Annotated in this window: 22 protein-coding genes; 3 read left to right on the top strand and 19 right to left on the bottom strand. The window is 59.4% G+C overall.

Annotated features, from left to right (window positions below):
- Nucleotides 1-29 precede the first annotated feature (29 nt).
- The 19 genes from glmU to rpmH all read right to left on the bottom strand — a co-directional run bounded on the left by glmU (nt 30) and on the right by rpmH (nt 17,442).
- A complete protein-coding gene (gene glmU / locus ACODSK_RS01355) occupies nt 30-1,397 on the bottom strand; it encodes a bifunctional UDP-N-acetylglucosamine diphosphorylase/glucosamine-1-phosphate N-acetyltransferase GlmU (protein WP_489013264.1) in 1,368 nt (455 codons plus the stop codon).
- A 112-nt stretch (nt 1,398-1,509) separates the two neighbouring features.
- On the bottom strand, nt 1,510-1,929 hold the full coding sequence (locus tag ACODSK_RS01360) for a F0F1 ATP synthase subunit epsilon (RefSeq protein ID WP_489013266.1): 420 nt from the start codon (nt 1,927-1,929) through the stop codon (nt 1,510-1,512).
- Between the two features lie 44 nt (nt 1,930-1,973).
- Nucleotides 1,974-3,350, bottom strand: a complete 1,377-nt coding sequence (gene atpD, locus ACODSK_RS01365) for a F0F1 ATP synthase subunit beta (RefSeq protein WP_009402520.1) — start codon at nt 3,348-3,350, stop codon at nt 1,974-1,976.
- A 27-nt stretch (nt 3,351-3,377) separates the two neighbouring features.
- Nucleotides 3,378-4,238, bottom strand: coding sequence for a F0F1 ATP synthase subunit gamma (gene atpG / locus ACODSK_RS01370; protein ID WP_489013268.1), 861 nt, complete (start codon nt 4,236-4,238; stop codon nt 3,378-3,380).
- A 50-nt stretch (nt 4,239-4,288) separates the two neighbouring features.
- The gene (gene atpA, locus ACODSK_RS01375) at nt 4,289-5,833 is read right to left on the bottom strand and encodes a F0F1 ATP synthase subunit alpha (RefSeq protein WP_009402524.1); all 1,545 of its coding nucleotides are present in this window, start codon (nt 5,831-5,833) and stop codon (nt 4,289-4,291) included.
- A gap of 21 nt (nt 5,834-5,854) precedes the next feature.
- Nucleotides 5,855-6,391: a F0F1 ATP synthase subunit delta gene (locus ACODSK_RS01380; protein ID WP_489013269.1), complete on the bottom strand. Its 537-nt coding sequence runs from the start codon at nt 6,389-6,391 to the stop codon at nt 5,855-5,857.
- 12 nt (nt 6,392-6,403) lie between these two features.
- A complete protein-coding gene (locus tag ACODSK_RS01385) occupies nt 6,404-6,874 on the bottom strand; it encodes a F0F1 ATP synthase subunit B (protein WP_489013271.1) in 471 nt (156 codons plus the stop codon).
- Between the two features lie 57 nt (nt 6,875-6,931).
- Complete coding sequence (atpE, locus tag ACODSK_RS01390; RefSeq protein WP_003097235.1) at nt 6,932-7,189, bottom strand: F0F1 ATP synthase subunit C; 258 nt, start codon at nt 7,187-7,189, stop codon at nt 6,932-6,934.
- Between the two features lie 145 nt (nt 7,190-7,334).
- Nucleotides 7,335-8,204 (bottom strand): F0F1 ATP synthase subunit A, encoded by an 870-nt coding sequence (gene atpB / locus ACODSK_RS01395; RefSeq protein ID WP_489013273.1) that lies wholly within the window; start codon nt 8,202-8,204, stop codon nt 7,335-7,337.
- Nucleotides 8,205-8,220: 16 nt separating this feature from the next.
- Nucleotides 8,221-8,628, bottom strand: a complete 408-nt coding sequence (locus tag ACODSK_RS01400) for a F0F1 ATP synthase subunit I (RefSeq protein ID WP_009402534.1) — start codon at nt 8,626-8,628, stop codon at nt 8,221-8,223.
- 149 nt (nt 8,629-8,777) lie between these two features.
- The gene (locus ACODSK_RS01405; protein ID WP_489013275.1) at nt 8,778-9,650 is read right to left on the bottom strand and encodes a ParB/RepB/Spo0J family partition protein; all 873 of its coding nucleotides are present in this window, start codon (nt 9,648-9,650) and stop codon (nt 8,778-8,780) included.
- Nucleotides 9,651-9,659: 9 nt separating this feature from the next.
- Nucleotides 9,660-10,451 (bottom strand): ParA family protein, encoded by a 792-nt coding sequence (locus ACODSK_RS01410; RefSeq protein WP_489013276.1) that lies wholly within the window; start codon nt 10,449-10,451, stop codon nt 9,660-9,662.
- An 18-nt stretch (nt 10,452-10,469) separates the two neighbouring features.
- The gene (rsmG, locus tag ACODSK_RS01415) at nt 10,470-11,114 is read right to left on the bottom strand and encodes a 16S rRNA (guanine(527)-N(7))-methyltransferase RsmG (RefSeq protein ID WP_489013277.1); all 645 of its coding nucleotides are present in this window, start codon (nt 11,112-11,114) and stop codon (nt 10,470-10,472) included.
- Complete coding sequence (gene mnmG, locus ACODSK_RS01420; protein WP_489013279.1) at nt 11,111-13,003, bottom strand: tRNA uridine-5-carboxymethylaminomethyl(34) synthesis enzyme MnmG; 1,893 nt, start codon at nt 13,001-13,003, stop codon at nt 11,111-11,113. The genes rsmG and mnmG overlap by 4 nt, the downstream gene beginning before the upstream one ends.
- A 518-nt stretch (nt 13,004-13,521) precedes the next feature.
- Nucleotides 13,522-14,892, bottom strand: coding sequence for a tRNA uridine-5-carboxymethylaminomethyl(34) synthesis GTPase MnmE (mnmE, locus tag ACODSK_RS01425; RefSeq protein ID WP_489013281.1), 1,371 nt, complete (start codon nt 14,890-14,892; stop codon nt 13,522-13,524).
- A gap of 83 nt (nt 14,893-14,975) precedes the next feature.
- Nucleotides 14,976-16,649 (bottom strand): membrane protein insertase YidC, encoded by a 1,674-nt coding sequence (gene yidC / locus ACODSK_RS01430; RefSeq protein ID WP_489013283.1) that lies wholly within the window; start codon nt 16,647-16,649, stop codon nt 14,976-14,978.
- A gap of 2 nt (nt 16,650-16,651) precedes the next feature.
- Nucleotides 16,652-16,897 carry a membrane protein insertion efficiency factor YidD gene (gene yidD, locus ACODSK_RS01435; RefSeq protein WP_009402541.1) on the bottom strand — a complete coding sequence of 82 codons (246 nt, stop codon included), beginning with the start codon at nt 16,895-16,897 and terminating at the stop codon, nt 16,652-16,654.
- On the bottom strand, nt 16,890-17,294 hold the full coding sequence (rnpA, locus tag ACODSK_RS01440; RefSeq protein WP_489013284.1) for a ribonuclease P protein component: 405 nt from the start codon (nt 17,292-17,294) through the stop codon (nt 16,890-16,892). Before rnpA ends, yidD begins: the two co-directional genes overlap by 8 nt.
- 13 nt (nt 17,295-17,307) lie before the next feature.
- Nucleotides 17,308-17,442 carry a 50S ribosomal protein L34 gene (gene rpmH / locus ACODSK_RS01445; protein ID WP_002551315.1) on the bottom strand — a complete coding sequence of 45 codons (135 nt, stop codon included), beginning with the start codon at nt 17,440-17,442 and terminating at the stop codon, nt 17,308-17,310.
- Nucleotides 17,443-18,032: 590 nt separating this feature from the next.
- On the opposite strand from rpmH, the gene dnaA reads away from it, so the two are divergent.
- The 3 genes from dnaA to recF are packed head-to-tail and all read left to right on the top strand — an operon-like array spanning nt 18,033 to nt 21,836.
- Complete coding sequence (gene dnaA / locus ACODSK_RS01450) at nt 18,033-19,574, top strand: chromosomal replication initiator protein DnaA (RefSeq protein WP_489013286.1); 1,542 nt, start codon at nt 18,033-18,035, stop codon at nt 19,572-19,574.
- Nucleotides 19,575-19,609: 35 nt separating this feature from the next.
- A complete protein-coding gene (gene dnaN, locus ACODSK_RS01455; RefSeq protein WP_075804316.1) occupies nt 19,610-20,713 on the top strand; it encodes a DNA polymerase III subunit beta in 1,104 nt (367 codons plus the stop codon).
- Nucleotides 20,714-20,732: 19 nt separating this feature from the next.
- Nucleotides 20,733-21,836, top strand: a complete 1,104-nt coding sequence (gene recF / locus ACODSK_RS01460; RefSeq protein ID WP_489013288.1) for a DNA replication/repair protein RecF — start codon at nt 20,733-20,735, stop codon at nt 21,834-21,836.
- Nucleotides 21,837-21,838 lie beyond the last annotated feature (2 nt).

The raw sequence follows: 21,838 nt of genomic DNA on the forward strand, positions 1-21,838 counted from the left end.
GGTCGGCCTTTTGTCACGCTGTGAATATCTCAGCTCTTCTTGATCTTTTCCGGACGCTTCCAGCCGTCGATATTGCGCTGGCGCGCACGGCCCACGGCAAGCTGGCCGGCGTCGACATTCTGGACGATGGTCGAACCGGCAGCGGTAGTGGCGCCGGCAGCGATATCCACAGGGGCGACCAGCGAGTTGTTCGAGCCGATGAACACGTCTTCGCCGAGGACGGTCTTGAACTTGTTCGCGCCATCGTAGTTGCAGGTGATGGTGCCGGCGCCGATGTTGGTGCGCGCGCCGATCTCGGCATCGCCCAGGTAGGTCAGGTGGCCGGCCTTGGCGCCCTCGCCGAGGTGGGCGTTCTTCAGTTCGACGAAGTTACCCACATGGGCACGGGCGTCCAGCACGCTGCCCGGACGCAGGCGAGCGAACGGACCGGCATCGCTGCCCTCGCCCATCACTGCGCCTTCCAGATGGCTGTTGGCCTTGACCACCACGCCCTTGCGCAGGGTGCTGTTCTTGATCACGCAGTTCGGGCCGATCTGCACGTCGTCCTCGATCACCACCCGGCCTTCGAGAATCACGTTGATATCGATCAGCACGTCGCGGCCGACGGTAACTTCGCCGCGCACATCGAAGCGGGCTGGATCGCGCAGGGTCACGCCGAGGGCCATCAGGCGGCGGGCTTCGCGGAACTGATAATGACGCTCCAGTTCGGCCAGCTGCCGGCGGTCGTTGGCGCCCTGCACTTCCATCGGGTCCAGCGGCTGCTCGGTGGCGACCACCAGGCCATCGGCCACGGCCATGGCGATGACGTCGGTCAGGTAGTACTCGCCCTGGGCGTTGTCGTTGGACAGGCGACCCAGCCAGTCGGCCAGGCGCGCAGCCGGGACGGCGAGGATGCCGGTGTTGCCTTCGCGGATGGCTTTCTGCGCATCGCTGGCGTCCTTGTGCTCGACGATGGCAGTGACCTTGCCAGCGGCATCGCGGACGATGCGGCCGTACCCGGTCGGGTCGTCGAGGGTCACGGTAAGCAGGCCGAGTTGCTGGTCGTTGACCTTGGCCAGCAGGCGCTGCAGGGTCTCGACTTCGATCAGGGGCACATCGCCGTAGAGGATCAGCACGGTGTCGGCGCTCAGTGCCGGCAGCGCCTGGGCCACGGCATGGCCGGTGCCGAGCTGTTTGTCCTGGAGTACGAAATTCAGATCGTCCGCCGCCAGGCGTTCACGCACCAGGTCGGCGCCATGGCCGATCACCACATGGATGCCCTGTGGCTGGAGCTGGCGGGCGCTGTGGATAACGTGGCCGAGCATGGAATCGCCGGCGACCGGGTGAAGTACCTTGGGCAAGGCGGAACGCATGCGCGTGCCTTGGCCCGCAGCGAGAATAACGATATCGAGAGACATTGACTGGCTACCAATCCTGGGTGGTCAGCACTGTGACCGGAAGAAAAACGCGGAAAAAGAAAAAGGGTAGCCGAGGCTACCCTTTAACTCAATCGCTTCGCAGATGACCGAATCAACGGCCCTTGCGAAGTTGCTGGACGGTACGCAGCTGGGCTGCGGCCTCGGCCAGACGGGCGGCGGCGGCCGAATAATCGAAGTCCGCGCCTTTTGCATTCAGGGCATTTTCAGCAGCTTTCACTGCTTCCAGAGCCTGGGCTTCATCCAGGTCACCAGCACGTTGCACGGTGTCGGCGAGAACCTTGACCATGCTTGGCTGGACCTCAAGGAAACCACCGGAGATGTAGTACACCTCCTGCGAGCCGCCCTGCTTGGTCAGCGTGATCGGACCCGGCTTGAGGTTGGTGATCAGCGGCGCGTGGCCTGGGGCGATACCAAGATCACCCAGGTTGCCGTGAGCTACCAACATCTCGACCAGACCGGAGAAGATTTCTCCTTCCGCGCTGACGATATCGCAATGGACTGTCATAGCCATTTGCTTGCCTCGACCTGATTAGCGCCCCTTTCGGGGCGCCGGGATTACAGTTTCTTGGCTTTCTCGATCGCTTCGTCGATGCTGCCGACCATGTAGAACGCTTGTTCTGGCAGGTGGTCGTAGTCACCTTTGAGGATGCCGCTGAAGCCAGCGATGGTGTCTTTCAGGGAAACGTATTTGCCTGGAGAACCGGTGAAGACTTCTGCCACGAAGAACGGCTGGGACAGGAAGCGCTGGATCTTACGAGCACGGGCAACCAGTTGCTTGTCGGTCTCGGACAGCTCGTCCATACCCAGGATCGCGATGATGTCCTTCAGCTCTTTGTAGCGCTGCAGAACGTACTGAACGCCACGAGCGGTCTCGTAGTGCTCGGTGCCGATCACCAGCGGGTCCAGCTGACGGGAAGTCGAGTCCAGTGGGTCTACCGCTGGGTAGATACCCAGGGAAGCGATGTCACGGGACAGTACGACGGTGGCGTCCAAGTGGGCGAAGGTGGTCGCTGGCGACGGGTCGGTCAGGTCGTCCGCAGGTACGTATACGGCCTGGATCGAGGTGATCGAACCTTCCTTGGTGGAGGTGATGCGCTCTTGCAGAACGCCCATCTCTTCAGCCAGGGTCGGCTGGTAACCTACTGCGGAAGGCATACGGCCCAGCAGTGCGGATACTTCGGTACCGGCCAGGGTGTAACGATAGATGTTGTCGACGAACAGCAGAACGTCGTTACCTTCGTCACGGAACTTCTCGGCCATGGTCAGGCCGGTCAGCGCTACGCGCAGACGGTTTCCTGGTGGCTCGTTCATCTGACCGTAGACCAGCGCTACCTTGTCGAGAACGTTGGAGTCCTTCATCTCGTGGTAGAAGTCGTTACCCTCACGAGTACGCTCACCCACACCGGCGAACACGGAGTAACCGCTGTGCTCGATGGCGATGTTACGGATCAGTTCCATCATGTTTACGGTCTTGCCGACACCGGCACCACCGAACAGACCAACTTTACCGCCCTTGGCGAACGGGCAGACCAGGTCGATAACCTTGATGCCGGTTTCCAGCAGGTCGTTGCCGCCTGCCTGGTCAGCGAAGGAAGGAGCGGCGCGGTGGATACCCCAACGCTCTTCTTCGCCGATCGGACCAGCTTCGTCGATCGGGTTGCCGAGGACGTCCATGATCCGGCCCAGGGTCGCTTTACCGACCGGTACGGAGATAGGAGCCTTGGTGTCGACAACGTCCAGACCGCGCTTCAGGCCTTCGGTCGAACCCATCGCAATGGTACGAACCACGCCGTCGCCCAGCTGCTGCTGAACTTCCAGAGTGGTTTCTGCGCCTTGAACTTTCAGCGCGCTATAGACATTCGGAACGACGTCACGTGGAAATTCCACGTCGATGACGGCGCCGATGATTTGAACGATACGTCCGCTACTCATAGCTGGATCCTCTGAATATTTGAACCGTTAAACCGCGGCAGCGCCGCCGACGATTTCCGAGATCTCTTGGGTGATCGCAGCCTGACGCGCCTTGTTGTAGATCAGCTGCAATTCGCTGATCAGATCACCGGCGTTGTCGGTGGCGTTCTTCATTGCGATCATCCGGGCAGCTTGTTCAGCTGCGTTGTTCTCGACCACCGCCTGGTAGACCTGCGACTCCACGTAACGCACCATCAAGCCGTCCAGCAGCTCCTTGGCGTCAGGTTCGTAGAGGTAGTCCCAGTGGTGCTTGAGTTCTTGATCCGGGGTTGCCACCAACGGTACCAACTGCTCGACCGTTGGAGTTTGCGTCATGGTATTGATGAACTTGTTCGATACCACGGACAGGCGGTCGATACGACCATCCAGGTAAGCGTCCAGCATGACCTTGACGGAACCGATCAGATCGTTGATCGACGGTTCTTCGCCCAGGTGGCTGATCGCTGCAACGACGTTACCGCCGAAGCTGCGGAAGAAAGCCGCACCCTTGCTGCCGATCACGCACAGGTCGATCTCGACGCCTTGTTCGCGGGTTACCGCCATGTCCTTGACCAGGGCCTTGAACAGGTTGGTGTTCAAGCCACCGCACAGACCACGGTCACTGCTCACCACGATATAACCGGCGCGCTTCACAGGGCGCTCGATCATGAACGGGTGGCGGTATTCCGGGTTGGCGTTGGCCAGATGACCAATCACCTGGCGGATGCGCTCCGCGTAAGGACGGCTAGCAGCCATGCGCATTTGAGCCTTGCGCATCTTGCTGACCGCCACTTTTTCCATGGCGCTGGTAATTTTTTGCGTGCTTTTGATGCTCGCAATCTTACTGCGAATCTCTTTTGCGCCTGCCATGTAACACCTATCAGGTTAGCAAGCGGGGGCTGCGAAGCCCCCGCTGCGGCTTACCAGGTTTGGGTGGCCTTGAACTTCTCGATACCGGCCTTGATGCCAGCGTCGATTTCGTCGTTGAAGTCACCCTTCACGTTGATCTTCGCCATCAGGTCGGCGTGATCACGGTTGAAGTAAGCAATCAGCGCTTGTTCGAAGCTGCCGATCTTGGCGATTTCAACGTCGGTCAGGAACCCACGCTCAGCGGCATACAGCGACAGCGCCATGTCAGCGATGGACATAGGAGCGTATTGCTTCTGCTTCATCAGCTCGGTAACACGTTGACCGTGCTCGAGTTGCTTGCGGGTAGCTTCGTCCAGGTCAGAAGCGAACTGGGCGAATGCCGCCAGTTCACGGTACTGAGCCAGAGCGGTACGGATGCCACCGGACAGCTTCTTGATGATCTTGGTCTGAGCGGCACCACCCACACGGGATACCGAAACACCGGCGTTCACTGCAGGGCGGATGCCCGAGTTGAACATGGCCGATTCCAGGAAGATCTGACCGTCGGTGATCGAGATCACGTTGGTCGGAACGAACGCCGAAACGTCGCCAGCCTGGGTTTCGATGATCGGCAGTGCGGTCAGGGAACCGGTCTTGCCAGTGACAGCGCCGTTGGTGAACTTCTCGACGTACTCTTCGGAAACGCGCGATGCGCGCTCCAGCAGACGGGAGTGGAGATAGAACACGTCACCTGGGTACGCTTCACGTCCTGGTGGACGGCGCAGCAGCAGGGAGATCTGACGGTAGGCAACGGCCTGCTTGGACAGGTCATCGTAGACGATCAGTGCGTCTTCACCGCGGTCACGGAAGAACTCGCCCATGGTGCAACCGGCGTATGGCGCCAGGAATTGCAGTGCGGCGGATTCCGAAGCACTGGCAACAACCACGATGGTGTTGGCCAGGGCGCCGTTTTCTTCCAGCTTGCGAACGATGTTGGCAACGGTGGAACGCTTTTGGCCGACAGCGACATAAACGCAGAAAATACCGGAGTCTTTCTGGTTGATGATGGCGTCGATGGCCATGGCGGTCTTGCCGATCTGACGGTCACCGATGATCAGCTCGCGCTGGCCACGGCCGACAGGGATCATGGCGTCGACGGACTTGTAGCCAGTCTGTACAGGCTGGTCTACCGACTTACGCCAGATCACGCCTGGAGCAACTTTCTCGACCGCGTCGGTCTCGGTGTTGCCCAGCGGGCCTTTGCCGTCGATTGGGTTGCCCAGTGCGTCAACGACGCGACCCAGCAGTTCCTTACCAACAGGAACTTCCAGGATGCGGCCGGTGCACTTGGCGCTCATGCCTTCAGCGAGGGTGTCGTACGCGCCCAGTACTACCGCACCAACGGAGTCTTGCTCCAGGTTGAGGGCCATACCGTAGACGCCGCCAGGAAACTCGATCATTTCGCCGTACATGACGTCGGCCAGACCGTGAATCCGCACGATGCCGTCAGAAACGCTGACGACAGTACCTTCGTTGCGGGCTTGGGAGGCTACATCGAGATTCTCGATGCGGCCCTTGATGATTTCACTAATTTCGGAAGGATTGAGTTGCTGCATTGCTCTGCTGCCCCTTCAAACTCAAGATTTCAATGCTTCGGCCAGTTTCGCGAGCTTGCCGCGAACCGAGCCATCGATTACCAGGTCGCCGGCGCGGATCACAACACCACCGATAAGGGAGGCGTCTTCCGTCGCATGCAGGCGCACTTCCCGGCTGAGCCGTGCACTGAGAACCTTGGCGAGTTTGTCTTGCTGTTCTTGGTTCAACGCAAAAGCACTGGTGACTTCCACGTCCACGGATTTTTCAAGTTCAGCCTTGTACAGCTCGAACTGCGCCGAGATCTCCGGCAGAAGCAGGAGACGGTCGTTTTCCGCGGCAATGTGGATGAAATTACGTGCTTGCGCATCGAACTTGTCACCGCACACGTCGATAAACGCGGCGGCCTTTTGTGCGCTCGTCAGTCGCGGGGCCTTGAGCAGGCGCTGCATGGTGCCGTCTTGCGACACCGCAGCAGCCAGGCCGAGCATGGCTGACCAATTGGCCAGTTGCTGCTGGGCCTGGGCATGCTCAAAGGCAGCCTTAGCGTAAGGTCGGGCCAACGTGGTCAGTTCTGCCATGATCGCCCTCGCTTAAATTTCAGCGGCCAGTTTGTTAACCAGCTCCGCATGCGCGTTTTGATCGATTGTGGCGCCAAGGATCTTTTCAGCACCGCCAACGGCCAGGCTACCCACTTGGGCGCGCAGCGCGTCTTTGACGCCGTTAATTTCCTGTTCGATCTCGGCCTGAGCCTGAGCCTTCACACGGTCAGCTTCGACGCGGGCCTGATCACGGGCCTCTTCGACGATCTGAGCACCGCGCTTCTTGGCTTGCTCGATGATTTCGGCTGCTTGAGCTTTAGCTTCGCGCAGTTGCTGACCCGCTTTGTCTTGGGCCAGCTCCAGGTCGCGAGCTGCTCGGTTGGCAGCGTCCAGTCCGTCCGCGATCTTCTTTTGGCGTTCCTGCAGAGCTGCAATGACCGGAGGCCATACAAACTTCATGCAGAAAACCACGAAAATCAAGAACGCAAGGGACTGACCAATCAGGGTTGCATTAATGTTCACGCCAACACCTCGCTCGTTCTTCGTCTATCACACCAATCCACTCGTAGAAACGAGTGATTAGCCAGCGATTTGACCAACGAAGGGGTTCGCGAAGGTGAAGAACAGAGCGATACCAACACCGATCATGGTTACGGCGTCGAGCAGACCGGCAACGATGAACATTTTAACTTGCAGCATTGGAACCATCTCTGGCTGGCGAGCAGCGCCTTCCAGGAACTTGCCGCCCAGCAGGCCGAAACCAATGGCGGTACCCAGAGCACCCAGGCCGATCAGCAGAGCAACAGCGATAGCGGTAAGACCAACTACAGTTTCCATCTTTCCTCCCGACTTTTACGTCGTATTGGTTAGGTTTTTTAGTTTGAAGCGGTAAAACAAAATCGTTTGGTACAACGATGCCCTTGCGGACTTTTTCGACCCTCTCTCAAACCGACAAGAGGGTCATCAGACACGCCAGGCGGTCTTAATGGTTATCTTCGTGAGCCATCGACAGGTAGACGATGGTGAGCATCATGAAGATGAATGCTTGCAGAGTGATGATCAGGATGTGGAACACAGCCCACGCCCACTGCAGGACGATACCCAGGCCGCTCAGCCACAGCAGGCCGGCGCCGAACATCACCGCGATCAGGATGAACACCAGCTCGCCGGCGTACATGTTGCCGAACAGACGCAGTGCCAGCGAGATCGGCTTGGCGATCAGGGTGACGAACTCGAGCAGGAAGTTGACCGGGATCAGCAGGGCCTGAACGAAGATGTTCTTGCTGCCGAACGGATGCAGGGTCAGTTCGCCGATGAAACCGCCCAGACCCTTGACCTTGATGCTGTAGAAGATGATCAGGGCGAACACGCAGAAGGCCATGGCCAGGGTGGCGTTCGGGTCGGTGGTGGAAACGGCGCGGAACGGGATGTGCGGGTCACCCGAGATCAGGATCGCCAGCTGTGGAATCCAGTCGACCGGTACCAGGTCGATGGCGTTCATCAGGAAGACCCAGACGAAAATGGTCAGGGCCAGCGGGGCGATCACCGCGCTGCGGCCGTGGAAGGAGTCCTTCACGCTGCCGTTGACGAACTCGACCAGCACTTCAACGAAGTTCTGCAGGCCGCCGGGCAGGCCGGCAGTCGCTTTTTTCGCCGCAGCGCGGAAGAGAAGGATGAAGATCAGGCCCAGGCCGAACGACCAACCCAGGGTGTCCACGTGGAACGCCCAGAAGCCCATAGCCTTGGCTTCTGCTGCGGTGTGGGCAAAGCCCCAGCCGCCGTCTGGAAGTTGACCGAAGGTCAGGTTCTGCAAGTGGTGCTGGATATAGCCCGAAGCCGTTGTTTCTGCCATGTTTGCCTCAAACGCCCTAAGGTCTCGAAAGTCTTGTTTTCATCAGCAGGGGCGCGAACCAGCTGACCAGTTGGGTCAGCAAGAAGACGCCGAATACTGCTAATGGCGCCAATGGCTTCACTCCTGCGAACGTCAGTGCAAACAGCACCGCCGTCAAAATCAATTTGCCCGCCTCGCCTGCGTAGAACGACTTGACGATGGCTTGCGCTGCCCTGGCCCCGGTGAACCGAAAAGCCTTCCAGGCGAAATACACGTTCGGTAGCCAGGCGATCAGTCCTCCGCAGAGGCCTGAATATCCGCTGACTGTCCCGCGCCACTGCCACAAAGCCAAAGCTGCCAACAGAAACACGACACATTGGGCCAGCAGTACCGGGAAAACCGCCCAGCGATGGAAAGGCAGGCGGTTTGGCGTGCGGGTTTCCATCAAAACTGCTCCCCTGAAGTCGGCCAACCAGTCAACTATGACTTGGCATAATTTGTGCCGACAAAATGCGCGCAGAGTATAGGGGCGGATTAACCCCTATTCAACTGCCGGGTAGTGATTTCCGACTGCGCGCTACAAAGGGAATTGTTTCAGCGGATGTGGGCTAGTACGCCCTGCAACTCATCTAACGAGTTGTAGCGAATTACCAGTTGACCCTTGCCCTTATTTCCATGGCGGATCTGTACGGAGGAGCCCAAACGCTCGGCTAGACGCTGTTCCAGACGGGTAATGTCCGGATCAGGTTTGGCAGTTTCGACCGGCTCAGGTTTACCGTTGAGCCACTGGCGGACGAGGGCTTCGGTCTGACGAACGGTCAAGCCTCGTGCGACAACGTGTCGCGCCCCATCAACCTGCTGTTCTTCAGGCAGTCCGAGCAGTGCGCGAGCGTGCCCCATCTCCAGATCGCCATGGGACAGCATGGTCTTGATCACTTCCGGTAGCGAGATCAGGCGCAGCAGGTTGGCCACGGTCACCCGCGATTTGCCGACTGCGTCGGCGACCTGCTGCTGGGTCAGCTGGAACTCGGTCTGCAGGCGCTGCAAAGCGATGGCTTCCTCGACCGGATTGAGGTCCTCGCGCTGGATGTTCTCGATCAGCGCCATGGCGATCGCCGCTTCGTCCGGCACATCGCGAACCATTGCCGGGATGCTGTCCAGGCCGGCCAGTTGGGTCGCGCGCCAGCGGCGTTCACCGGCGATGATTTCGTAGCGATCACCCGGGATCGGGCGCACCACGATCGGCTGCATGACGCCCTGGCCCTTGATCGACTGGGCCAGTTCTTCCAGTGCCTGCTGATCCATGTCGCGGCGCGGCTGGTACTTGCCACGCTGGATCAGTTCCACCGGCAGGTGTTGCAGTTCTTTCTTGTCGACCTTTACAGCCTGCTCTTCGAGCGCGCTGACGGTCGGACCACTCAACAGTGCATCCAACCCACGTCCGAGACCCCGTTTCTTGACGGCCATGCGGATTCCTTAAGTTGTTTGTGCAGTGCGAGATTGACGGCGCTGACGGCGATGAAGTTCGCCGGCCAGGGCCAGGTAAGCCAGGGCGCCACGGGATTGCTTGTCGTAGGCCAGTGCCGGCATGCCGAAGCTCGGCGCCTCGGCCAGGCGGATGTTGCGCGGAATGACGGTGTCGTAGAGCTGCTCGCCGAAGTGTTCCTTGAGTTGCACGGACACGTCGTTGTTCAGGCTCAGGCGCGGGTCATACATGGTCCGCAGCAGGCCTTCGATCTTCAGCTCCGGGTTCAACCGGGCGGCGATGCGCTTGATGTTATCCACAAGGTCGCTGAGACCTTCCAGTGCGTAGTACTCGCACTGCATCGGAATGATCACGCCATCGGAGGCGACCAGCGCGTTCAGCGTCAGCATCGACAGCGAGGGCGGACAGTCGATGAGGATGTAGTCGTAGTTCTCGCGGATCGGCGCCAGCGCGTTGCGCAGGCGGCTTTCCTTCATCTGCATTTCCAGCAGGACCACCTCGGCGGCAGTCAGGTCGCGGTTGGCCGGCAGCAGTTGATAACCACCGTGCTCGGAGAAGTGCATGGCCTGAGCCAGATCGCACTCGCCGATCAGCAAGTCGTAGACCGAATGTTCCAGGACATGTTTATCCACACCACTGCCCATGGTGGCGTTGCCCTGTGGATCGAGGTCGATCAACAGCACGCGGCGCTTGGTCGCTACAAGCGACGCCGCGAGATTGATGCAGGTCGTGGTTTTACCCACACCCCCCTTCTGGTTCGCGATCGCGAATACCTTAGCCATTCTTGCTTGTGTTCCCAGTCATGCCGTGCGGCGCAGTATCAGCAGATGGCGCTGGCCTTGGCAACCGGGTACGGTCAAGGCCTGCTCGCTGTCCACTTTGAAATCTGCCGGCAATGCTACCAGCTCATCGGCCGGATGCAGTCCTTTCATTGCCAGCCACTGCGTTTGGGAATCCCCCAGGTGCCGCGTCCAGTTAGTAAAGTTTTCCATGCTGCTGAAGGCACGGGAAATGATCCCGGTAAACGGCTGCGCTGGCTGGAACTCTTCTACCCGCTTGTGGATAACCGTGAGGTTGTCCAGTTTCAGCTCCAGTTTCACCTGGGTCAGAAAACGGGTTTTCTTGCCGTTGCTGTCGAGCACCGTCACCTGCTTGTCCGGATGCAGGATAGACAATGGAATCCCGGGCATGCCACCGCCGCTGCCAACATCCAGCCAGCGCGGGCTGTGGATAAACGACATGACGCTCAGGCTATCCAGCAGATGACGGGACACCATCTCGTCCGGATCACGCACGGCGGTGAGATTGTAGGCCTTGTTCCATTTGATCAGCAGGGCCAGGTAGGCAAGCAGTTGCTCCTGCTGGGCAGCGCTCAGTTCGAGACCGAGCTGGCGCGCACCTGTGGACAACTCTTCTGCATGTTTTGCGGTGACCATAGAACTCAAGCGCTTTGCTCCAGACCGCGGCCAGCGCCGCGTTTCTTCAGATGAATCAGCAACAGGGAGATCGCCGCCGGGGTCACACCGGGAATACGCGACGCCTGGCCCAGGGTCTCCGGCCGGGTCTGACCGAGCTTGCCCTGGATTTCCTTGGACAGACCGGAAATCGAGCTGTACTCGATGTCGTCTGGCAGGCGGGTATCTTCGCTGGCGCGCAGGCGAGCGATTTCTTCCTGTTGCCGGTCGATGTAACCGGCGTATTTGGTCTTGATCTCGACCTGTTCGGCGACCTGCTCGCTGGCATCGCTGCCGCCAGTGGCTTCAACCAGGCCGGCATAGTCGATTTCCGGCCGGCTGAGCAGGTTGAGCAGGTTGTATTCATGGCTCAACGGAGTGCCGAAGCGCTCGACAATGGCCTTGCCCTGCTCGGTGTCCGGGCGCACCCAGGTGGATTTCAGCCGTTGTTCTTCACGCTCGATGCCTTCGCGCTTGGCGCAGAAGGCTGCCCAACGCTGGTCATCGACCAGACCCAGTTCGCGACCTTTTTCGGTCAGGCGCAGGTCGGCGTTGTCCTCGCGCAGGATCAGCCGGTATTCGGCGCGCGAAGTGAACATGCGGTACGGCTCCTGGGTGCCGAGGGTGATCAGGTCGTCGACCAGTACGCCGATGTAGGCCTCGTCACGGCGCGGGCACCAGCTTTCCCGGCCCTGAGCACGCAGTGCGGCGTTGGTTCCGGCGAGCAGCCCCTGCGCACCGGCTTCTTCGTAGCCAGTGGTGCCGTTGATCTGGCCAGCGAAGAACAGACCACCGATGACCTTGGTTTCCAGGCTGTATTTCAGATCGCGCGGATCGAAATAGTCGTACTCGATGGCGTAGCCCGGGCGAACGATGTGGGCGTTTTCCATACCGCGGATCGAACGGACGATCTGCAACTGCACATCGAATGGCAGGGATGTGGATATCCCGTTCGGGTACAGCTCATGGGTGTTCAAACCTTCCGGCTCGATGAACACCTGATGGCTTTCCTTGTCGGCGAAGCGGTGGATCTTGTCCTCGATCGACGGGCAGTAGCGCGGGCCGATGCCCTCGATCACGCCGGAATACATCGGCGAACGGTCGAGGTTGGAGGCAATGATCTCGTGGGTCCGCGCGTTGGTGTGGGTAATCCAGCAACTGACCTGACGCGGATGCATCTCCTTCGAGCCCATGAACGACATCACCGGGATCGGTGTGTCGCCTGGCTGTTCGGACATCACCGAAAAATCTACCGAACGCCCGTCGATACGTGGCGGGGTCCCGGTTTTCAGGCGACCGACCCGTAGCGGCAGCTCACGCAGGCGGTGAGCCAGGGCGATCGCGGGCGGATCGCCGGCGCGACCACCGGAATAGTTCTGCAAACCGATGTGGATAAGTCCGGCGAGGAAGGTGCCGGTGGTCAGCACCACGGAATCGGCGAAGAAGCGCAGGCCCATCTGGGTCACCACACCGCGTACCTGGTCCTGCTCGACGATCAGGTCATCGCAGGACTGCTGGAATATCCACAGGTTCGGCTGGTTTTCCAGGATCTCGCGGACCACCGCCTTATAGATGGCGCGGTCAGCCTGGGCACGGGTCGCCCGCACTGCCGGGCCCTTGCGGTTGTTCAGCACACGGAACTGGATGCCGCTCTTGTCGGTAGCCAGTGCCATGGCACCGCCGAGCGCATCGATCTCCTTGACCAGATGGCTCTTGCCGATGCCACCAATGGCCGGGTTGCAGCTCATGTGCCCGAGGGTTTCCACGTTATGGGTCAGCAGCAGGGTTTTCACGCCCATGCGTGCTGATGCAAGCGCAGCCTCGGTACCGGCATGGCCGCCGCCGATGACGATCACTTCAAAACGGGAAGGGAAATCCACCACGCACCTCGTGCCTGTTTCGGGAATGTAAAAGGGATAGCTGCCAAGTATAGGGACTTCCCCCCTCCTAAAGGAACCTTTTGCACAAAATTTAACCAGCCTGTGGATGAATGGCCGGCAATAGAAATAACGAAAGGAAGATTTATAAAAGCTTTGTTTTTATGTTTATTCTTAGTGCCCGACCTATCTGTGGATAAAGTTATACAGCCCTTGTTTTACGTGATGTACAGAGATTCATAACCCTGTGCTTCAGTGGTCATGAGGGCTATGGATAAGCGCCTTGAACCTGTGGATTAAATACTTCTTTACCCACAGGCGAAATTATCTTCAGGTCAGAAGCCTAGTTATCAACGGAGCTAAGGGCAGGTTTTCCACAGGGCTTATTTCGCCGTTGTGGACGAGCGGACAGGCGAAAGCCTCCGGAGCAGTGCCGGTGTTTTCGTCTGTGGAGAAAGGAGAAGGGATGCTGGCTCGACAAGCGGACCGATCAGATAAGGCCCGCTTGTGGATAAGAACGCTTACTTGCCGATGCAGAAGCTGGAGAAGATACGACCCAGCAGGTCGTCGGAGCTGAAGGCACCGGTAATTTCGCCCAGCGCTTGCTGCGCCTGGCGCAGATCCTCGGCTAACAGTTCCCCGGCACCGGCCAGGGTGAGTTGTTCACGACCATGCTCCAGGCTGGCGCTGGCCTGGCGCAGGGCATCCAGATGGCGTCGACGAGCGCTGAAGCCGCTTTCCGCCGTCTGTTCATAACCCATGCAAGCCTTCAGGTGATTGCGCAGCAGCTCCAGACCCATGTCCGGCGCCCTGGCACTGAGGGTGATGGTGACGTGGCCATCCTCGCTTTCCTCGATACCGATGGATTCGCCGGTAAGGTCGGCCTTGTTACGGATCAGGGTGACTTTGTCCGGCCGTGGCCGCTGATCGAGGAATTCCGGCCACAGAGCGAAAGGATCGCTGGCTTCCGGTGCCGTGGCGTCGACCACCAGCAACACCCGGTCCGCCTCCCCGATGGCCTTCAGGGCGCGTTCCACGCCGATCTTTTCCACATGGTCCTCGGTGTCGCGCAGACCAGCGGTATCCACAACGTGCAGCGGCATGCCGTCGATGTGGATATGTTCGCGAAGGATGTCCCGGGTGGTGCCGGCGATGTCGGTGACGATCGCGGCCTCACGGCCGGCAAGCATGTTCAGCAGGCTGGACTTGCCGGCATTCGGTCGTCCGGCGATGACCACCGTCATGCCGTCGCGCAACAAGGCGCCCTGCCCGGCTTCACGCATTACAGAAGCCAGGTCGTCGCGAACCTGGTCGAGCATGCCCAGGACATGACCGTCGGCAAGAAAATCGATTTCTTCTTCCGGGAAGTCGATTGCCGCCTCCACGTAGATGCGCAGGCTGATCAGGCGCTCGGTCAAGTTATCCACACGACGGGAAAACTCACCTTGCAACGAGCGCAGGGCATTGCGTGCGGCCTGTGCAGAACTGGCTTCGATCAGGTCGGCGATAGCTTCGGCCTGGGCCAGGTCGAGCTTGTCGTTGAGGAAGGCGCGCTCGCTGAACTCGCCCGGACGCGCCAGGCGGCAGCCGAGTTGTACACAGCGCTGCAGGAGCATATCCAGCACCACTGGTCCGCCATGGCCCTGCAGCTCCAGCACGTCTTCGCCTGTGAACGAATTCGGCCCGGGGAAGAACAGCGCAATGCCTTCATCGAGGACCAGGCCGTCGTCACTGCGGAACGGGCCGTAGTGGGCGTGGCGCGGAGTCAGGTTGCGGCCGGTGATGGCCTGGCCGGCCTGACCCGCCAATGGCCCGGAGATACGCACAATGCCCACCCCGCCACGGCCCTGGGCGGTAGCGATGGCGGTGATGGTTTCGCGGCGGGAATTCATGTAGATGGCCTCGGAACAAAAACGTCAGATAGCAAAACGCCCCACAAGTGGGGCGTTTATCCACAGATTAGCTGGCTAATCCGTCAGGCTGCGGCCTTCTTGGTCGCGTTCTCGATGCTGCGGGTGATGTACCACTGCTGTGCGATCGACAGGCAGTTGTTCACAACCCAGTACAGCACCAGACCAGCCGGGAACCACAGGAAGAAGAAGGTGAAGATGATCGGCATCATTTTCATCACCTTGGCCTGCATCGGATCCGGCGGCGTCGGGTTCAGCTGCTGTTGGATGAACATGGTCGCGCCCATGATGATCGGCAGGATGAAGAACGGATCCTTGATCGACAGGTCGGTGATCCAGAACATCCACGGCGCCTGACGCATCTCGACGCTTTCCAGGAGCACCCAGTACAGCGACAGGAAGACCGGCATCTGCACCAGGATCGGCAGGCAGCCACCCAGCGGATTGATCTTCTCTTTCTTGTACAGCTCCATCATCGCCTGGGACATCTTCTGGCGATCGTCACCGAACTGCTCTTTCAGCTGGGCCAGACGCGGGGCCACGGCACGCATGCGCGCCATCGAACGGTAGCTGGCGGCGGACAGCGGGAAGAACAGGCCCTTGATCAGCATGGTCAGGACGATGATCGACCAGCCCCAGTTGCCCAGCAGGCTGTGGATATGTTGCAGCAGCCAGAAGATCGGCTGGGCGATGAACCACAGGAAGCCGTAGTCGACAGTCAGTTCCAGGCCTGGGGACAACTCTTTCAGGTGGCTCTGGATCTTCGGACCGGCGTACAGGGTGCTGCTGATTTCGCCTTGGGTGCCGGCAGCGACGCTGGTAGCCGGGCCAATGTAGCGAATGACGTAGTTACCCTGGGAGTCCTTGAGGGTCGTGACCTGGTTGTTACCCGATTTTTCAGGAATCCAGGCGGTCACGAAGTAGTGCTGCAGCCAGGCAACCCAGCCGCCGGTGACGTTTTCGCTCAGTTGCCCCTTGTCCATGTCCTTCATGGACACTTTCTTGTAGGGCTCGGAACTTGTCCACAGGGCAGCACCCAGGTAGGTGGCGGTACCGGTGGCAGTCGACGAAGAAGGATCGGAACTGGCGTCACGCTTCAGCTGGCCATACATGGCGCCCGACCATGGCTGGCCGCTCTGGTTGTCGATCAGGTAGCTGACAGCCAGGTCGTACTCACCGCGCTTCAGAGTGAAGCGCTTGATGTAGTTGACGCCGGCATCGCTGAACTTCAGGTCGACGACCAGTTGCTCCTGACCGTCGGCCAGTTGATAACTTTTCTGCTCGGCGGCATACAGCGGACGACCGCTGGCACGGTCGATGCCGTTTGCGCCGATCAGGCCGCTCTGGGCCAGGTAAACGCGCTCGCTACCGTTGTCGAACAGCTGGAACGGAATTTCCGGATGGTCCTGACGACGCGGGTACTTCGGCAGGGTCAACTGGACGATGTCACCACCGGTTGGGTCGATAGCCAGATCGAGGACGTCGGTCTTGACCCGGATCAGATCCTTGCTGACAGCAACCGGGGCCTGCTCGGCCGGAGTGGGCTGGCCATTGAGGCTAGGTACATCGGCGTTGGCGGTGCCGGCAGTCGGGCTGCCCGGTACGGACGACGCGATGGTGCTGGAGGCAGCATTCTGATTCGGCAAGGCAGCCTGGCCGTAGTCCTGGTTCCACTTGAGGACCATGACATAGGACACGATTGCCAGGGCGGCGATCAGGATCGTGCGTTTAATATCCATGATTACTCGGCTATCGAAGAAGTACGGGAAGAAGGAACGGGCGGAACCGGATCAAAACCGCCTGCATTCCAGGGATGACAACGACCCAGCCGACGAACGGTCAGCCACCCGCCACGCAAGAGACCATGTGTTTCGATGGCTTCGTACGCATAGCAGGAGCAACTTGGGTAGAAACGGCAATGACTGGCCATCAACGGGCTGATGGCATAACGGTAAAACTGGATCGGAACGAGGGCCAGTTTACGCATCTGGACGGTCCACCCCTACGGATTCGGTCTTGACCTCTGGAGAGGGCCGACTACGAGCGAGGCGCTTCCAGATCTTGCCAAAATGCTGGTGCAATTCCGGGTTTTCTATATCGCCAAGGCCTTTGCGCGCTACGATGACAATGTCCCAGCCGGCCAGGATTTCCTGGTGGCGACGGAACGAATCGCGCATCAAACGCTTCAAGCGATTGCGCTGAACGGAAAGCTTCACGGCTTTCTTGCCGATCACCAGGCCCAGCCGGGGGTGATCGAGTCCGTTCTCGCGGGCAAGGAGCAAGAGACTCTTGCCGGGCACCTTGCCTGATGGAGAGTCAAAGACCGCTTTGAAGTGTCGGGGTGTCAGTAGACGTTTATCCCGACTGAAGTCCTGACTCACCACCTATGCCGAAAAATCAAACTGCCAGGCGCTTACGGCCTTTGGCACGACGGCGGGACAGTACGGCACGGCCGTTCTTGGTGGCCATACGAGCACGGAAACCGTGAGTGCGAGCGCGCTTGATGGTGCTTGGTTGGAAAGTACGTTTCATGGCGTGTTACCTGGTTCGTGACAACGGGCCGGAATGGCCCCCGTTTTAAGAGACCGGCGATTCTAGAGAAAGCAAGTCCATAGGTCAATTTCCAACCAGCTTTTCCTTATAGAGGGAAAAACCGGCGCGAGCTTCGTACCGGGCAGGTTCACCAGGGTCATCGCGGTTAAACATAGAAAAAAAGAGGAAAGGTATTTAAAGCTTTTCTGAAGAACTTATGAATCTTAGCTCGACGATTTCTGTGGATAACATCCTGTAGGCCTTATTTCACGTACTGTACAGAGATTCATAACCCTGTCGGGAAACGGTGCTTTGCTTGTGCCGGGCAGGCGGAAAAGCGGTGGATAAAATAGACAGTTATCAACAGGTGAGTTTTCCACAGGGTTGAACCCTGGGTTGTGCATAGAGCTCATGGGCGGTTATCCACAGAGCTTATTCACACGGGTAGCGTTGTATTTTGGTCAGTAAATGACTGATTTATCGTGTCTCTAGCGTCTCCCGCGTGTGGATAAGTGTGCGGGTGCCCGGTACAATGGCGGCTTGTTTTTGCCTCACCGGCCCTCACCGGCTTTCAAACTCAGGGGATATCCGTGTCAGTGGAACTTTGGCAGCAGTGCGTGGAGCTTCTGCGCGAAGAGCTGCCTACCCAGCAATTCAATACCTGGATCCGTCCGCTACAAGTCGAAGCCGAAGGCGACGAGTTGCGCGTCTACGCGCCCAACCGCTTCGTGCTCGACTGGGTCAATGAAAAGTACCTGGGCCGCTTGCTCGAACTGCTCGGCGAACACGGCAACGGGTCCGTGCCGGCGCTTTCCTTATTAATAGGCAGCCGTCGTAGCTCGGCACCTCGTGCTGCGCCCAATGCGCCGCTGGCTGCTGCCGTGGCGGCGTCCCAGGCACAGGCTGCCGCTGCACAGGCCGTACAGGCTCCGCCACCTGCGGTCAGCGAGCCGGTCCACCAGAAGCCGGTCGCTGTCGATCCTGTAGTAGAAGAAGCACCCTCTCGGGAAAGCTTCGATGCCATGGGCGGTGAAGCGCCGGCCAGTGCACCTGCTTCCGCGAATGGCCGTTCCGAGCAACGTACCGTGCAGGTGGAAGGTGCGCTCAAGCACACCAGCTACCTGAACCGCACGTTCACCTTCGAGAACTTCGTCGAGGGCAAGTCCAACCAACTGGCCCGCGCCGCTGCCTGGCAGGTTGCCGACAATCCCAAGCATGGTTACAACCCGCTCTTCCTTTATGGTGGCGTAGGCCTGGGTAAGACTCACTTGATGCACGCTGTGGGTAACCACCTGCTCAAGAAGAACCCGAATGCCAAGGTTGTCTACCTGCACTCCGAGCGTTTCGTCGCGGACATGGTCAAGGCGCTGCAGCTGAATGCGATCAACGAATTCAAGCGCTTCTACCGCTCGGTCGATGCGCTGCTGATCGACGACATCCAGTTCTTCGCCCGCAAGGAGCGTTCCCAGGAAGAGTTTTTCCACACCTTCAACGCCCTGCTCGAAGGCGGCCAGCAGGTGATTCTCACCAGCGACCGTTATCCGAAGGAAATCGAAGGCCTGGAAGAACGCCTGAAGTCCCGCTTCGGCTGGGGCCTGACCGTCGCAGTCGAGCCGCCGGAACTGGAAACCCGCGTAGCGATCCTGATGAAGAAGGCCGACCAGGCCAAAGTCGAGCTGCCGCATGACGCGGCGTTCTTCATCGCCCAGCGCATCCGCTCCAACGTTCGCGAACTCGAAGGCGCGCTCAAGCGGGTCATCGCACACTCGCACTTCATGGGCCGCGATATCACCATCGAGCTGATTCGCGAATCGCTGAAGGACCTGCTGGCGCTGCAGGACAAACTGGTCAGTGTGGATAACATCCAGCGTACCGTCGCCGAGTACTACAAGATCAAGATTTCCGATCTGCTCTCCAAGCGTCGTTCGCGTTCGGTGGCCCGGCCGCGTCAGGTGGCCATGGCACTGTCCAAGGAGCTGACCAACCACAGTCTGCCGGAGATCGGCGACGTATTCGGCGGCCGCGATCACACCACCGTGTTGCACGCCTGCCGCAAGATCAATGAACTCAAGGAATCCGACGCGGATATCCGCGAGGATTACAAGAACCTGCTGCGGACCCTGACGACCTGATGTCAGCGCAGCTTTTCAAGGCAAGGGACTAGACCATGCATTTCACCATTCAACGCGAAGCCCTGTTGAAACCCCTGCAACTGGTCGCAGGCGTCGTCGAGCGCCGCCAGACCTTGCCGGTACTGTCCAACGTACTTCTGGTAGTCCAGGGGCAGCAGCTGTCGCTGACCGGTACCGATCTGGAAGTGGAACTGGTTGGCCGCGTCCAACTGGAAGAACCGGCTGAACCGGGCGAGATCACTGTTCCGGCGCGCAAGCTGATGGACATTTGCAAAAGCCTGCCGAACGACGCACTGATCGACATCAAGGTCGACGAGCAGAAACTGCTGGTCAAGGCTGGTCGCAGCCGCTTCACCCTGTCGACCCTGCCAGCCAACGATTTCCCAACCGTGGAAGAAGGCCCTGGTTCGCTGACCTGCACCCTGGAGCAAAGCCGCCTGCGTCGTCTGATCGAACGCACCAGCTTCGCCATGGCCCAGCAGGATGTGCGCTACTACCTGAACGGCATGTTGCTGGAAGTATCCACAGGCACCCTGCGCGCCGTTGCTACCGACGGTCACCGTCTGGCGATGTGCTCGATGAGCGCCGACATCGGCCAGGCCGATCGTCACCAGGTCATCGTGCCGCGCAAAGGTATTCTGGAGCTGGCACGTCTGCTCACCGAGCCGGATGGCACTGTCAGCATCGTCCTGGGTCAGCACCATATCCGCGCGACGACCGGCGAATTCACCTTCACCTCGAAACTGGTGGACGGCAAGTTCCCTGACTACGAGCGCGTTCTGCCGAAAGGCGGTGACAAGCTGGTGTTGGGTGATCGCCAGGCCCTGCGCGAAGCTTTCAGCCGTACTGCGATTCTGTCCAACGAGAAGTACCGTGGTATTCGTCTGCAACTGGCGGCTGGCCAATTGAAGATCCAGGCGAACAACCCGGAGCAGGAAGAGGCAGAAGAAGAAATCAGCGTCGACTACAACGGTGCATCGCTGGAAATCGGCTTCAACGTCAGCTATCTGCTGGACGTGCTGGGCGTCATGACCACCGAGCAGGTTCGTCTGATCCTGTCTGATTCCAACAGCAGCGCCCTGCTGCAGGAAGCGGACAACGACGACTCCTCCTACGTTGTCATGCCGATGCGTCTGTAATCTTTCCAGACAATTCCAGATGTCCCTCAGTCGTGTCTCTGTCACCGCGGTGCGTAACCTGCACCCGGTGACCTTCTCCCCCTCCCCGCGTATCAACATCCTCTACGGTGCCAACGGCAGTGGCAAAACCAGCGTGCTGGAAGCCATTCATCTGTTGGGGCTGGCGCGCTCGTTCCGTAGCACTCGCCTGAACCCGGTCATTCAGTACGAAGAAGCCGTCTGCACCGTGTTCGGCCAGGTAGCGCTGGGCGATGGCGCCTCGAGCAATCTCGGTGTATCCCGGGAACGCCAGGGAGATTTCACTATTCGTATCGATGGGCAGAACGCCCGCGGTACCGCGCAACTGGCAGAAATCCTGCCGCTGCAGCTGATCAACCCGGACAGTTTTCGCTTGCTGGAAGGCGCGCCGAAGATCCGCCGGCAGTTTCTCGATTGGGGTGTGTTCCACGTGGAACCTCGCTTCATGGGGACCTGGCAGCGATTGCAGAAGGCGCTGCGGCAGCGAAACTCATGGCTGCGGCATGGTACACTTGACGCCGTTTCGCAAGCGGCCTGGGACCGTGAATTGTCTCTGGCCAGTGCTGAAATCGACGAATATCGCCGTAATTACATCAAAGCGTTGAAGCCTGTCTTCGAACAGATCCTTGGTGAACTTCTGGATCTCGAAGGCCTGACCCTCAGTTACTACCGAGGGTGGGATAAGGACCGGGAGCTGAACGATGTGCTCGCGGCCTCTCTTCAACGTGACCAGCAGATGGGACATACCCAGGCTGGTCCGCAACGCGCAGATTTGCGCCTCCGACTGGGCGCCAACAATGCCGCGGATGTCCTGTCCCGCGGTCAGCAGAAGCTGGTGGTCTGCGCGCTGCGTATCGCCCAAGGACACCTGGTCAGCCAGGCGCGCCGCGGTCAGTGTATTTACCTGGTAGATGACCTGCCGTCCGAACTGGATGAGCAACACCGTCGTGCACTGTGCCGCTTGCTGGAAGACTTACGCTGCCAGGTATTTATCACCTGTGTAGACCACGAATTACTGAGGGAAGGCTGGCAGACGGATACGCCGGTTGCTTTGTTCCACGTGGAACAGGGCCGTATCACCCAGACCCACGACCATCGGGAGTGAAG

The organism is Pseudomonas sp. FG98 (assembly GCF_057808595.1).

Excerpts from the sequence above, each read along its gene's own strand:
- glmU (WP_489013264.1), bottom strand. The coding sequence starts at position 1,397 with ATGTCTCTCGATATCGTTATTCTCGCTGCGGGCCAAGGCACGCGCATG.
- ACODSK_RS01360 (WP_489013266.1), bottom strand. The coding sequence starts at position 1,929 with ATGGCTATGACAGTCCATTGCGATATCGTCAGCGCGGAAGGAGAAATC.
- atpD (WP_009402520.1), bottom strand. The coding sequence starts at position 3,350 with ATGAGTAGCGGACGTATCGTTCAAATCATCGGCGCCGTCATCGACGTG.
- atpG (WP_489013268.1), bottom strand. The coding sequence starts at position 4,238 with ATGGCAGGCGCAAAAGAGATTCGCAGTAAGATTGCGAGCATCAAAAGC.
- atpA (WP_009402524.1), bottom strand. The coding sequence starts at position 5,833 with ATGCAGCAACTCAATCCTTCCGAAATTAGTGAAATCATCAAGGGCCGC.
- ACODSK_RS01380 (WP_489013269.1), bottom strand. The coding sequence starts at position 6,391 with ATGGCAGAACTGACCACGTTGGCCCGACCTTACGCTAAGGCTGCCTTT.
- atpE (WP_003097235.1), bottom strand. The coding sequence starts at position 7,189 with ATGGAAACTGTAGTTGGTCTTACCGCTATCGCTGTTGCTCTGCTGATC.
- atpB (WP_489013273.1), bottom strand. The coding sequence starts at position 8,204 with ATGGCAGAAACAACGGCTTCGGGCTATATCCAGCACCACTTGCAGAAC.
- ACODSK_RS01400 (WP_009402534.1), bottom strand. The coding sequence starts at position 8,628 with ATGGAAACCCGCACGCCAAACCGCCTGCCTTTCCATCGCTGGGCGGTT.
- ACODSK_RS01405 (WP_489013275.1), bottom strand. The coding sequence starts at position 9,650 with ATGGCCGTCAAGAAACGGGGTCTCGGACGTGGGTTGGATGCACTGTTG.
- ACODSK_RS01410 (WP_489013276.1), bottom strand. The coding sequence starts at position 10,451 with ATGGCTAAGGTATTCGCGATCGCGAACCAGAAGGGGGGTGTGGGTAAA.
- mnmE (WP_489013281.1), bottom strand. The coding sequence starts at position 14,892 with ATGAATTCCCGCCGCGAAACCATCACCGCCATCGCTACCGCCCAGGGC.
- yidC (WP_489013283.1), bottom strand. The coding sequence starts at position 16,649 with ATGGATATTAAACGCACGATCCTGATCGCCGCCCTGGCAATCGTGTCC.
- yidD (WP_009402541.1), bottom strand. The coding sequence starts at position 16,897 with ATGCGTAAACTGGCCCTCGTTCCGATCCAGTTTTACCGTTATGCCATC.
- rpmH (WP_002551315.1), bottom strand. The coding sequence starts at position 17,442 with ATGAAACGTACTTTCCAACCAAGCACCATCAAGCGCGCTCGCACTCAC.
- dnaN (WP_075804316.1), top strand. The coding sequence starts at position 19,610 with ATGCATTTCACCATTCAACGCGAAGCCCTGTTGAAACCCCTGCAACTG.
- recF (WP_489013288.1), top strand. The coding sequence starts at position 20,733 with ATGTCCCTCAGTCGTGTCTCTGTCACCGCGGTGCGTAACCTGCACCCG.